The following is a 13,308-nucleotide window of genomic DNA, read 5'->3' on the forward strand; positions in this document are numbered from 1 at the left end:
TCCATCAATAATTTCTGCCTTCACAAAGGATCGGGCAATCAAAAAATTATTATTTCAATTTTCTTAAATAACCATCTTAAACAACTCGCAAAACAATGGCGAGTAATTTATTGAACGGCAAATGAAAATCGGAATCAAAAACGGTTAAAGGCAAAATTGGAATAACAAGATAAGAAAAACCCGCTTAGAGTCATAAGCGGGGGAGGAAGAATGATCTTTCGATCACTAAACTTTTATAATTAGACTTATAGTATTTAGGCAGCAATAGATATACGAGCAGCAATTTCTGAAAGTTCATCGCTAATGATGGCGCGAGCTTCTGGGGCACAGCGACCACAGCAAGTACCCAGATCAAGTAAGTCACGAATTTCACGATAGCTTTCAGCACCATTGGCTACAGCATCTTTAATATCTTGATCAGTAATACCACGACATAAACACACGTACATTTTCAACTCGCCACAAGAGTTAAATAGGATAAGTGATATTATTGATAATTGTTATCGTTTGTCAATGAAATTCATTTAAAATATCATTCTTATTTATTGAGATTTTGAATAAAAAAACACCACCTGATCGGTGGTATTTTGTACAATTATTTAACTGCATGATTTTTATTTATTAATAATAACCACGCCATCCATTTCAACTAAGGCATCTTTAGGCAGACTTGCCACACCTAATGCTGCACGTGCAGGGTAGGGTTGGGCAAAGTATTCGCCCATAATCTGGTTCACCAGTTGGAAATGCGAAAGATCAGTCAGGAAAATGTTTAACTTGGCGATATCCGCCAGAGAGCCACCTGCTGCTTCACAGACTGCCTTTAAATTATCAAATACACGACGAATTTGAGCTTCAATACCTTCAACCAATTCCATACTGTAAGGATCTAAGCCAATTTGACCTGAAAGATACAGCGTATTTTCAACTAAAATTGCCTGAGAATATGTACCAATTGCTGCTGGTGCATTTTCCGTATGGATGACTTGGCGGGACATTGATTTCTCCTTATATTATCTTCATACATCATAGCGTATATCAGTTAAAAAAGTTGCATATGTTTGAATTAACTTACTTTAGATACTTCTGTAATGTTGATAGGCTGAGCTAAACGGCTAATGCGCGGAAAACCAAAATGCATGCGTAAATCACGAATAATCTGTGCAATCTGCTTGCGGTTATGCACCACAATATTGACGTAAGTTTTGCCTTCATGATTATGCACCATTTCTACACCGGTTTTTTCTTTACGACATTGGTAGATCAGGTCAGAAATTTGTTCATCATTCATCGCCATATCAATGCTTAAATAAGCGGTAAAGCTAATATCATCGGCATCTTCAGAAGCCCATTGCAAAGGCATGATATTTTCTGGATGTTGATGTTGTTCGTGTAGAAGGTTGTGACAACGTGCCCGATGGACAATGAGTCCACGACGTGATAAATGTCCCTGAATGGGATCACCAAGCACAGGGTTGCAACAATGGGCATATTTGACATCGACACCGTCAGTGCCTTGAATCAGGCGGGTTGATGACTGAGTCTCTATGCTTTGATCTTGTGCAAACAGATGATTGGCAACCAATTGCGGAAGCAAGTCGCCTACGGCAACTTGTTCAAATAACTGCGCTTTAGATTCGATATGTCGCCATTGCAAAATATCGATCCAATCAGCTTCGGTTAAATCTTTTACTGAGCGATTAAATAGTTTTAATGCACGATTCAGGGCTTGCTGGCCCACTAACTGCTGCTCTTCAATATCCTGATCACGCAAAATATTTTGTAAGGCACGGCGTGCTTTTTGGGTGTTAATAAAACTGAGCCAATCTGGATTTGGAGTAGCCAGAACATCGGTAATAATCTCAACCACTTGCCCACTGACCAGTGGCGTCGAAAGGGGCTTGGTTTCCCCATTTACTTTTGCACCCACAGCATGGTTGCCTAAGAATAGACTGGCTGAATAGGCAAAATCGACTGCTGTTGCGCCTTGAGGAAGTTCATGTAACTGACCATGAGGGGTATAAACCCAAATTTTTTCTTGATGTAAATAATCTAACAAATCGCTAAATGTGGTTTTTGCACATTCACCATCAATCAGTACATTCAGGTTTTGCATAGAGGCTTGAATGGCTGAACGACAGGCTTGTGGCGCATTCTCACCCAGAACCACCCCAAAACGGGCTGCCTTTCGCATGAGCTCGGTTTGAAGAGTAAGAGAGAGTGTGGTTTTTTCACCTTTTAAACGCATCATCAAAGATTGGTTGCCACCCGGTAAGGGACGGCGAATATGATCTTCATAGCGTAAAATCTGAAAATTTTCACGTAAAATTTCAGCTAATCGGTCGCAGTCGGCAATACTTTGTAAAATAATTTCAAATGCATGGCTGTGCGTAAGTTCTTGTAAATTAATGTCATTTTTAACAAAGTGACGCAACAACTCAATATTATTATTTTTCTTTTTAATCCGACCACTAATTTGATGGGTCTTTAACAGCTCAGTAAGATTTTTTTCCCACAGGCTTTGATATTCACAGCGTTTAGGCTTGGTTTGCAACAAGGCTTCTTGGACATTATCAAACATATCCAGATCAAGGTTTTGGTAGCACAAATGTTCCAGGTTATCGGCCATCTCATTCATACCGACAATACGGGCCATGGGAACAAAAATATCAAAAGTTTCCTGGGCAATACGTCGACGTTTATCGGGCCGTAACGACTCCAGGGTGGTCATATTGTGATAGCGATCAGCCAGTTTAATAATAATCACACGTGGGTCTTGTAGGGTTGCTTGCAGAATTTTACGGAAAGAGGCAGCTTTATTATATTCTTTATCACTGGAATGACTAAGTTTGGTGACGCCATCGACCAGCTCTGCAACGGTATGTCCAAACTTTTCGCTAATATCATCTTTATTAAAGTCGGTGTCTTCAATCACATCATGTAAAAGCGCCGCCATCAGGGTTTCTGTATCCAGACGCATATGCGCAAGAATACTACTGACTGCAATCGGATGCAGGATATACGGTTCACCACTTTTACGGGTAATGCCGTCGTGGGCGATATCTGCATAATCACAGGCCAAAAGCACACGCTCGACATCGCTTGCACTTAAGTAAGCGTCGATAATGATTTTCAGTTGTTGTCTGGCTTGGCTGACCTGTGGGCCTGGCATATAACACCTTTCTACTTCAGTTTTACAGTTTAAATTGCTAGACCTTTAATGAAAAACATATGGCATGATTTGTCAATTTTTTCATTCAAAAAAAATCAAAAAGATACATCCTTAGTAACGTACCTTTATACCTATGTTATAACGGTTATTGAGCAAATATAAAAGTTTTCCAATAAAAAAAGCCTAGTTAAAAACTAGGCTTTTTAAAGATTTTTTTCTTATTGGAAAGAAAAACCATCTAAATTCAAGTTATTTGCAGAAAGTGCAAGATCCAGACTAGACGTTTGATAATCTTGATCACGTTGTTTCAAAATATCTTTAGATACATGACCTGCTGCGATTTCACGTAAAGACACAACAGTGGGTTTGTCGTTATCCCACTCTACAGTTGGTTCAATACCTTGACGTGCCAATTGACGCGCGCGTTTGCTTGCCACTAGTACAAGCTCAAAGCGGTTGTCCACATGGTCTAAACAATCTTCAACGGTTACGCGTGCCATAAGAATTCTCGTTTGAATATTAAATTTGAACAGACTGAGCAGTATAAAAGGCTTTGCCTATATACTCAAGTTTTAATCACAATTCAACAGGAGTAATTAATTTTTCAATCAATTCTTGATGACGGGCCGCTTGTTGGGATAGAACCAAACGATTGGCAATAATGACAGACTCTAAGTCATGCAGGGCTTTGTTAAAGTCGTCATTAATAATCACATAGTCAAAGTTTGTATATTGCTGCATATCTTCTACTGCACAATCTAAACGCTGTTCAATCACTTCAACAGAGTCGGTGCCACGGTTCGATAAACGTTGACGCAAGTCATACTGGCTTGGCGGTAAAATGAAAATTTGTTTAGATTCGGGGAAAAGCTTGCGAACTTGCTGCGCCCCCTGCCAGTCAATCTCAAGTAAAACATCATGGCCTTTAGCCAGTTGCTGTTTTACTGTGGCTTGAGCTGTGCCGTAATAATTACCAAACACTTCTGCATACTCAATAAAACCACCTTGCCCAACTAAAGCAAGAAAATCTTGTTTCTGCGAAAAATGATAATGCACACCTTCGAGTTCACCAGGACGTTGACCGCGAGTTGTGTGAGAGACAGAAACATGTAAATTATTCACACGCTCAAGTAGGGCTTTAACGAGAGATGTTTTGCCTGTTCCAGATGCAGCAGAAACGACAAACAAGAGACCCGACATGATATTTTTCCTGATATGATAAAATATCTTCTCTATTTTAGAGCAGACAGCCAGTAAACTAAATAGCCGTTGGTAGGTTGTTTGCATTTATTTTAAATTATTCAGTCCAAATTCAAGTGAACATTGAGGGTCTTATGGAAATTGTATTGGCCAATCCACGTGGTTTTTGTGCAGGTGTCGACCGAGCAATTGCGATCGTTAATCGGGCACTTGAATGTTTTAATCCACCCATTTATGTGCGCCATGAAGTGGTACACAACAAATTCGTGGTCGATGATTTACGTCAGCGTGGGGCAATTTTCGTCGATGAACTAGATGAAGTTCCTGACGATAATATTGTGATTTTTAGTGCACACGGCGTCTCCAAAGCAGTTCAGGTCGAAGCTGAACGTCGTGGCTTGAAAGTCTTTGATGCAACTTGTCCATTGGTGACCAAGGTACATATTGAAGTGACCAAATATGCCCGTGAAGGAACTGAAGCTATTTTAATTGGTCATGAAGGTCATCCTGAAGTCGAAGGAACTATGGGGCAATATGACAAGAAGAATGGTGGTGAAATTTATTTAGTCGAAGATGAGCAGGATGTAGCTGCTTTAGTCGTGCATAACCCGAAGAAAGTGGCTTTTGTCACTCAAACCACATTATCTATTGATGACACTGCAAAAGTAATTGATGCCTTGCGAGCAAAGTTTCCTGAAATTCAGGGACCGCGTAAAGATGATATTTGCTATGCCACGCAAAACCGCCAAGATGCAGTACGTGATTTGGCTCTACAGTGCGATGTGGTCTTAGTGGTTGGATCGCCAAATTCATCTAACTCAAACCGTTTACGTGAACTGGCTGAGCGTATGGGGAAGCAGGCTTATTTGGTTGATAATGCAGATCAGCTTAATCAAAGTTGGTTTAATAAAAATACCAAGATTGGGGTTACAGCAGGCGCATCTGCACCGGAAATTTTGATTAAACAGGTCATTCAGCGTTTACAAGAGTGGGGTGCGGAAGCACCGCAAGAGCTGGCAGGATGTGAAGAGAATATTACTTTCAGTTTACCCAAAGAGTTGCGTATTCCTGTAACTCAGGCATAAAGCGTGAATGAGCTAACATTCTGAAAATTTTAAAAAATTGACAGATAATTGTATTTTGGCAATTATCTGTTTTTTTATGCCTTTTATCCTGTTATGTGTTTAATTTGTAATTAAGTGAGATATTATTTTTAATAGGGTAAAGTTTTGTTATCCGAGGGAGCTATGCAACAAACAAATAAAAATCAGGGATTCACTTTAATTGAGTTGATGGTCACGATTGCAGTGATGGCAATTATTGCGATGATGGCAGCTCCTTCTTTTGGAAATTTAATACAAAAACAAAATTTGAATAGAAGTACTCAGGAGTTGATAGGTCAGCTTAATAATGCGCGTTCTAAAGCTGTATTAGAGCGTAGAGAAGTCAGAGTTCAATTAAATTCTTTGGCTGCAGATACCCCAACACAATTAAATTGGGCGTCGCAAGACAAAGCAATATTAAAATCCGGTTCTCCTACCGAAATTACCTTTCTGTTGAGTGGAGGGGTGAAAAATTTTGCAGCGGATATTAATGGCAAGCCCTTCATTGTTTGTAATGAAAGTGGTGGTAATAAATCTAAAAATATTAGCATTTCTTTGATGGGAACAATACACGTGACAGAGGGGACATGTTAATGAAAACAAGAAATTATCAGAATGGTGTGGGTTTAATTGAAGTGTTGGTTGCTATGTTAATTTTGGCAATTGGGGTGTTGGGTTTTATTGCCCTGCAATATCGTGCTGTTGAGGCGACTTCAGAAAGTGGATATCGTGTTCAAGCTATTAATATTGCAAGAGATTTGGCAGAAAGAGTGCGAATAAACCGTGGTGTTGTAGATACTTATATGAGCGAAATAGGGACACCGGATAAGCAAACTGTATCAGTCAAAAATTGCTTTACTACAAATTGTAGTACGACTGAACTTGCAGATTTTGATGTAGCACAAGTTACTGTACGTGCAAGGTCAGTAGGAATGAGTATGAATGTGATGGAGTGTCAGGGAAATAGCGATGGACGTAACTGCGTTTATGTTGCATGGGGAGATACGAGTGCAACAAATGGTACGGGGCAAGGCGATTGTACCAATAGTACAGCGTATAACCCTGCCTCGACCTGTTTGATTATGGAGTTATATTAATATGACTAAATTTCACGCAGGTTTTACGCTGATAGAACTCATGATTGCACTGGCACTTGGGTTGGTGATCGCTGCTGCTGCAACAATGCTATTTCTTACAGGGCAGAAAAGTTATGTTTTACAGTCAGGTATGTCTGATTTACAAGATAATGCTAATTTTGGTTTGAACTACATTGTTAAAGATATTCGTTTAACCAACTTGAACGTGGTGAAAGCCAGTACTAATGATGAAACTCAATATGGCGGTGTGATTTTAACTTCCTCAGCGAATGCAACTTTAGATAATACCTCTAGTCCTACTAGGCCTTTAAGTAATCTGTTTAGAACCATTACTGGAAATAGTGCAGGTGTCAATTTGGTATCAAGAAGCCAAGGCATGACGGCTGGAACTGCGCCTGCTTGGACCGGTGTATCTAATGTGCAACCCAGTACAGGCGGGACACTATTAAGCGATCAACTTACTATCCAATACCGACCTCAATATATTTTAGATGATAAAGGTACAACAGTAGATACCGACGATGACTGGGTGGGTGGCTATGATTGTGAAGGTCGAGAGTTAAGATTTCGAGTGAAAAACCCAGGGGGTAATATACCTTTTGGTCAACAAATGATTGTTCAGCGTTACTTTTTACGCGTGGATGCAAATGCCGTGACTAATGAGCCGAATAGTCCGCTTGCGTTAGCTTGTGAAGCAGGGTTCTACGCCATAGCAGATACGCCAGCTGTGGTGAGAGTAGAAGGCGGCGCACCATCTCAAGCATTAAATACACGATTATTTGGCAGCACAGGCGGTGAGATTATTATGAAACGCGTGGACCATTTTAGAGTGCTGCTTGGTGTGCAAAATGATACTAGTTATCGTTATCTGCCTATTAATGAGTATATGGCAATTGCAGCGGGTTCTCGTCCACGTATTTTATCCGTACAAATTGGCGCTTTAGTGCGTTCGGGGCAGTCAGTCAGCCGTGACGAAATCATTTCGAATGATCAGACTTTTCAAGTGTTAGATCAGTTGGTTAAGGTAAAAACACCAGCGGCAAATGCGCCAAAATATGTTCGCCAAGTGATTTCACAGACCATTGCATTGCGCAATACTTTTGGGGATCGATAATGAAATCTTATTCATCTCAACGCGGTGCGACACTGATTGTAGTTATGATCATGTTAGTGGCAATTACAGTTATTGGTACTTTGGCTATTAAACAGGGTCTGATTTCTTTGAATGTTGCCACCAATAGCCAAGCACAACAGTTAGTGATGCAGAACTCTGATGCAGCGTTCTTTAATATTGAGCGGGAAGCAAATTTGATTCAGAGTTTAACCGCAAGTGGCATGTTTGGTTATATCAATGGTGCCGCAAATAAAGATAAAGAAATGGTATTTTGCTTTCGTGGTGCAGAAGCTAACTTTTTTGATATTAATCGTGCCAGTTTGATGGTATGGGAATCAGGGAATGCTCCAACCAATAATACTTTGGGAACAGAGGGGTATTGCAGTGTTTCGGCAAACAGCGGTAATTTTTTTACCAGTGGTCGTAGAGCAGCCATGACTCAAGTCTCAGTCAAGTTTTCAAGTCAGTTAGACAACGATCCCTTTTATGGCATGCAATACGGCACTGATGAAAAAGGGGTAAAGTTTGAGAAAAATAAACCTGTAAAAGTATTTGCGGTGTCTATTATGCCAACCCTCACCACAACAAGTGCTGCCAAGATAGATGCATGTTTAAATTCACATATGAGCGAAGTCACTATTCCATCGGGCGTTACACCCTCTACAGCCAAGGACGAGGATAAAGTAATGGTGGGTGATAGTGTGACAGACTGCCTCGCAAAATTAAACGTACCGTTTACCACGCAGGTGACTGAATACATGATTGCACAAGACTTTATATGAAATGGGGAATAACAAGATGAAAAATATTCAAAATAGCGAAAAAATATCCTGTCGTCATAAATTGTTTGCAGCCAGTATTGCAGCATTTTGTACCAGTATGATAGCGACCAGTGTAACTCAAGCCAGTGATATTGATATTTATCAGGAAGCTAAGTCAGGTACGATTACCTTGATGTTTATGCTGGATATTTCAGGGAGTATGAGTCGTTACAATGGTGATACAGCAGGATATGGATGTGATTTGCCGAATAAAATAACGGATAAAGGAAGAAATAGGGCAACAGAGCAACCAATAACGGGAGGACCAAAGTATGTACGTGCATGGTGTCTTGGGAGCGACGGTATAAAATATTATGACCGTATTACGCGATTAAAAGATGGAATGATGGATCTGCTCTATGGTAATAGCACAAAAGGCATAACACGTATTACTGATGATAAAGTCTTGGGTCTATCAACACTTGGGGCAGTAGATAGTAATAATAAATTTCAAAATACAGGTGCAGTTTTAGTTCCTGCAAGAAGGTTGGATGTAATTGTTGGCACAAAAACGCAAAGACAGCTATTAATTGATGCGATTGCAGGTTTTGATACGTGGACCAATACCCCAACTGCTCGTTCCTATGCGGAAACTGTTGCGTATTTAATGGGCAATACCACAGAAGCCAGACAAAGAACTGTGAATGATATGCCATATTATCAATCTTATGAATATCGTTCAAAAACGTCAAACCCATGGACATTATATGTACGAGATTGCAAGACGTATAACTCAGACTACTCTAAATGTAATACTTGGAATTCATGGAGTACAACTTTAAGCCTACCTGAGCCTAGTGGTTCAATTTATAGTTACGCTTGTACAGCTACTGGAGTGTCAGGGAGTAGCTATCAGAAACAAACTTGTTACGACTACACGGGTATAATTAATATTTCTAATAGTAATTCGGGTTTTGCTTATTCTAGTGATGATACAAAAAACAGTTCTAGAACCTTATATCAGCCACCAACATCATTGACTCAAGACGAAGAAATTAAAAAATGTAGTGGGCAGGGTGTTTATGTCTTGACCGACGGTGAACCCTCTCAAGATACTGATTCATTGCCATTAATGCAAGGTGCATTGGGTTCAAAAGGGCAAGATTTTACTTGTGATAACAGTAGTTATGATTGTCTAAATAAACTGGCGCTAAATTTACTGGATTCAACAAAAAACCCAATGAGTTTGAAATTTAAAACGGCAGTGGTAGGCTTTGGTTCAAGTTTTAATAATGTAACCTCTTATGATAAAACCAAAACACAGGCACAAAATATTGCAGCATTAGGTAGCATAAATACTGACGTGAAAAGAGCTGCTTATTGGGGAATTATTGGTGAAGGTGGTTGGTATTCAGGTAATGAATCCCAAGATATTGTGGATAGTGTAAATGCTTTCTTAGGGGAGTTGGGAACGGATATTCCATCCGTTACCACAGGCTCACCGACTATTCCAAAAGATGCATTAAACCCTGCAGTACTGCAGGATGATGCTTATTATCAACAGTTTCAGCCAACCCCTGATAAGAGCTATCGCCTATGGGTAGGTAATCTGAAAAAATATCTGGTTGGCAGCTCAGGTAAATTGCAAGGTAGAAGCAATAAAGATGTTAATGATAGTCGTGGTCGCTTAATTACACCAACTTATGACGATAATGGGAAACTAACTTCTGCAGTGTATGATTTTTGGTCATATGGTGTGGATAGTAATACGGCCATCGCTGATGCAGATGAAAATACCATCGGCAGCAGAAAATTTGCTGCTAAAGGTGGTGCTTGGTCACAGCTTAAATTGCGTGCAGCCAATGGAACTGTACAGCGTAAGTTGCTCACCAATCGCGTGGGTACAGGAACCGGTACAGCAGCAACATTTACAAGCAGTAATACTGCATTGCGCACAGTTAACCTCAATTATCTTACAGATACCACCTATAAAGATGATCCAAGTCGGGGTTATTTGATGAGTCTGTTGGGTTATAACGTCGATGCGGCTAATCCAGGCAGTATTACAACCACTTCATTAGCAGCAAGTGCAGAATTACGTCAAATGGGTGCAGTCATGCATTCCTTGCCTGTATTGGTCACCAATAAAGGTAAAGTAACTTATGATGCGACGACTAAAAAAATTGGTTCAACAAGTCGTGAAGATTATGTGCTTTTTGGTACGACACAAGGACTTTTGCATGTTGTTGATGCCCTAACAGGGCAAGAAAAATTTGCTTTTGTACCCAATGAAATGGTGGATAAGCAAAAAGAAGGCTTTAGCAACTATACTTCTACAAGTGGCGGTATAAGTAACCTTTATTACGGGGTCGATGGTCCATGGACTGTACATACCGAATATGTGATTGATGGTTCGGGTAATCTTACCGTTGGTACAGGTAAGGGCATTAATCAAAAAGGTAAACAATTAGCTTTCGGCGGCTTACGTATGGGAGGACGTAGCTATTATTCTCTGGATTTACAAAATATTGACTCTCCTAAGTTGAATTTCCATATTAATCCAGATGCTGCGAGTGCAAATACGCCACTAAGTTATATGGGAGAAAGTTGGTCTAAACCTACAGTGGCTTATGTGAATTGGGGGGGAGTACGTAAACTGGTGATGTTTGTCGGTGGTGGCTATGACCGTACTGGAGGAACAGACGGAAAAGGCTATGAAAATGATAGCTATGATCAAATTAATAAAAAAGGCGCGGGCGTGTATATGTTTAGTGCTGAAGGTTCTGATGCAGGTAGCTTACTTTGGTGGGCGAGTACCAATGCAACTACAACGACAGGAACAACCACAACATTACCGATTGGCCGAAATGATACTAACTTAAAATATAGCGTAGTGAGTGAAATCCGTGCAGTAGACCGGAATAGTGATGATTTGGTTGATCATCTGTACTTTGGGGACTTGGGTGGACAATTTTTCCGTATAGATTTAGATAATAAAGCGCCTACTTTAGCAACATTTGCCAAAGCACCAGTCAGATTACTCAATCTGCACAAGAATGATGGTAAAAGTGCTCGTTTTTACGATATGCCAAGCTTTTCAATTTATAATGAAAAAGGTTCAATATTTGCCGTTTTATCGGTAGGTAGCGGCAACCGTAGTCAGCCTTTGCAAAACTATACAGTAGGTACTGCTGGAGTCGAATATGACGCAATTTATAATATTTATGATAAGGATGTGGCACGTAAAGACTTATTGTCCGCAACCAGTTGGTATACCAAGGACATTACTGCTTTGGGATTAATAACTGAAGAAAACCGTTATAGTAATTCAACAATTATCGCACCTTATTCAACCAATGGTTGGTACTATAAATTTGATAATTGTGTTGCGGGTAGTGACGGTACAAAGACAGACTGTGATAAATATAAGTTACAAAGTGAGAAAGTCTTCGGTACACCACTTGCGATGAACTATCGTTTATATGTTTCGACATTTGACAGTAGTAAACCAGGTATATCAGGCGATTGTGGTGCAGGGGTAAAAGGTGAAAGTTTCTTGACGACGTTCTGTTTGCCTTTTGGTCAGTGTAAAGCTAAAGATCCTGTAAGTGGAGGAGGCCGGGGTACACCTATCGGTATCGGCATTCAAAATATCACTACAGGCAATGATAAACCTGCTGAGTGTACGGGAAGTAATTGTGGTGGCGGCACTGGGGGCAGTGGTGGTAAAGATGATAATAAAAAAGTTACGAGTAGTTCAAACTATTGTGCCAATACAGGTGGACGGATTATTGTCACTACAACCGGTAGTGGGGGGACGGGAGAAGCAACCCAAATGTGCCTGATTCCTCAACGCTGGTATGAAAAAAATATTCTAATCAAATAAGAGTGGGTGATACATGAAACTTGGTTTATCTACCCAGAAAGCTTTTACTTTGATTGAGTTAATGGTGGTGGTGGTGATTGTGGCTATTTTTGCCGCTATCGCCATTCCAAGCTATCAGCAATATGTACGAAGGGCGAATGCTGCACAAGCACAGCAGGAAATTCAGCGTATTGCCAGTGAACTTGAACGTTGGAAATCGCGCAACTTTAATTATTTGGGTTTTTCGACGATCCCTGATCCATTAATACTGCCGGTTAATGCTACCGGCAGCTCTATTAGATACCGGATTACTGTAAGAGATGGGGAGAATACCACCAGAACTCTTACCAATAACGCTGCTGCTGGACAGAGTTGGGTAATTCGCGCTGAAGGTACGGATACAAACAACTTTAACTTTTTGATGACCAGTATGGGAACACGTTGCAAAAATAAAACCCTTGCAAATATCACTGCAAATAATATTACAGATGCGACTTGTGGGAATACGATTACAGGACGTGAAGAATGGTAAAAAATCTAAAAGGCTTTACTCTCATTGAATTGATGATTGTAGTGGCGATTATTGGCGTTTTGGCGGCAATTGCTTATCCCTCTTATCAAGAGTCAGTACGTAAAGCAAAGCGTATAGATGCTCAGGCGGTAATGACTGATACAGCAAGTAAGCTGCAGCGCTATAGAATTGCCAATTTTACTTTCTTAAAAGCTGGGACTACTGCTGGAAGTACAGTGCCTATTACCTTGACAGATTTAGGGGTTCCGGCTGTTATTCCGACTTCAGGTCAGGCCCTGTATGATTTAAATTTATCAAATGTAACAGCCGGAACATGGACTCTAACTGCCACACCCAAAGTAAATACAACGCAAACAGGAAATGGTTCAATTGCCATAAATCATCGAGGAGAACGTTGTTGGACAAATGGTTCAACCTGCACTCCTTCAGCCACCTCTAACTGGGACGGCCGCTAAGATATAAAT

The 13,308-nt window shown here is 40.3% G+C and carries 13 protein-coding genes; 8 read left to right on the plus strand and 5 right to left on the minus strand.

Features of this window, described 5'->3' with window-relative positions; translation table 11 throughout:
* Nucleotides 1–254 precede the first annotated feature (254 nt).
* The 5 genes from AC3CAU_RS04710 to gmk all read right to left on the minus strand — a co-directional run bounded on the left by AC3CAU_RS04710 (nt 255) and on the right by gmk (nt 4,372).
* Complete coding sequence (locus tag AC3CAU_RS04710; RefSeq protein WP_005259971.1) at nt 255–449, minus strand: bacterioferritin-associated ferredoxin; 195 nt, start codon at nt 447–449, stop codon at nt 255–257.
* A gap of 165 nt (nt 450–614) precedes the next feature.
* Nucleotides 615–998 carry a RidA family protein gene (locus tag AC3CAU_RS04715; RefSeq protein WP_067726797.1) on the minus strand — a complete coding sequence of 128 codons (384 nt, stop codon included), beginning with the start codon at nt 996–998 and terminating at the stop codon, nt 615–617.
* A gap of 68 nt (nt 999–1,066) precedes the next feature.
* On the minus strand, nt 1,067–3,172 hold the full coding sequence (locus tag AC3CAU_RS04720) for a RelA/SpoT family protein (protein ID WP_447053699.1): 2,106 nt from the start codon (nt 3,170–3,172) through the stop codon (nt 1,067–1,069).
* A 218-nt stretch (nt 3,173–3,390) separates the two neighbouring features.
* Nucleotides 3,391–3,672 (minus strand): DNA-directed RNA polymerase subunit omega, encoded by a 282-nt coding sequence (gene rpoZ, locus AC3CAU_RS04725; protein ID WP_131217345.1) that lies wholly within the window; start codon nt 3,670–3,672, stop codon nt 3,391–3,393.
* Between the two features lie 76 nt (nt 3,673–3,748).
* On the minus strand, nt 3,749–4,372 hold the full coding sequence (gene gmk / locus AC3CAU_RS04730; protein WP_447053697.1) for a guanylate kinase: 624 nt from the start codon (nt 4,370–4,372) through the stop codon (nt 3,749–3,751).
* Nucleotides 4,373–4,506: 134 nt separating this feature from the next.
* Between gmk and ispH the strand changes: the two genes are divergently transcribed.
* From ispH to AC3CAU_RS04770, 8 genes are all read left to right on the plus strand, one after another.
* Nucleotides 4,507–5,457, plus strand: a complete 951-nt coding sequence (gene ispH, locus AC3CAU_RS04735) for a 4-hydroxy-3-methylbut-2-enyl diphosphate reductase (protein ID WP_447053696.1) — start codon at nt 4,507–4,509, stop codon at nt 5,455–5,457.
* Between the two features lie 162 nt (nt 5,458–5,619).
* Nucleotides 5,620–6,069: a pilus assembly FimT family protein gene (locus tag AC3CAU_RS04740; RefSeq protein ID WP_447053695.1), complete on the plus strand. Its 450-nt coding sequence runs from the start codon at nt 5,620–5,622 to the stop codon at nt 6,067–6,069.
* Entirely contained in the window at nt 6,069–6,572 is a 504-nt protein-coding gene (pilV, locus tag AC3CAU_RS04745) for a type IV pilus modification protein PilV (RefSeq protein WP_447053694.1), read from the plus strand. The genes AC3CAU_RS04740 and pilV overlap by 1 nt, the downstream gene beginning before the upstream one ends.
* A gap of 1 nt (nt 6,573) precedes the next feature.
* Nucleotides 6,574–7,686 carry a PilW family protein gene (locus tag AC3CAU_RS04750; protein WP_447053693.1) on the plus strand — a complete coding sequence of 371 codons (1,113 nt, stop codon included), beginning with the start codon at nt 6,574–6,576 and terminating at the stop codon, nt 7,684–7,686.
* The gene (locus tag AC3CAU_RS04755) at nt 7,686–8,468 is read left to right on the plus strand and encodes a pilus assembly PilX family protein (protein ID WP_447053692.1); all 783 of its coding nucleotides are present in this window, start codon (nt 7,686–7,688) and stop codon (nt 8,466–8,468) included. Before AC3CAU_RS04750 ends, AC3CAU_RS04755 begins: the two co-directional genes overlap by 1 nt.
* Nucleotides 8,469–8,484: 16 nt before the next feature.
* Nucleotides 8,485–12,333, plus strand: coding sequence for a pilus assembly protein (locus AC3CAU_RS04760; protein WP_447053691.1), 3,849 nt, complete (start codon nt 8,485–8,487; stop codon nt 12,331–12,333).
* Nucleotides 12,334–12,346: 13 nt separating this feature from the next.
* Complete coding sequence (locus AC3CAU_RS04765) at nt 12,347–12,844, plus strand: type IV pilin protein (RefSeq protein ID WP_447053690.1); 498 nt, start codon at nt 12,347–12,349, stop codon at nt 12,842–12,844.
* On the plus strand, nt 12,838–13,299 hold the full coding sequence (locus AC3CAU_RS04770) for a type IV pilin protein (RefSeq protein ID WP_447053689.1): 462 nt from the start codon (nt 12,838–12,840) through the stop codon (nt 13,297–13,299). The genes AC3CAU_RS04765 and AC3CAU_RS04770 overlap by 7 nt, the downstream gene beginning before the upstream one ends.
* Nucleotides 13,300–13,308: the final 9 nt, after the last annotated feature.

It is taken from the genome of Acinetobacter sp. GG23, assembly GCF_057766365.1.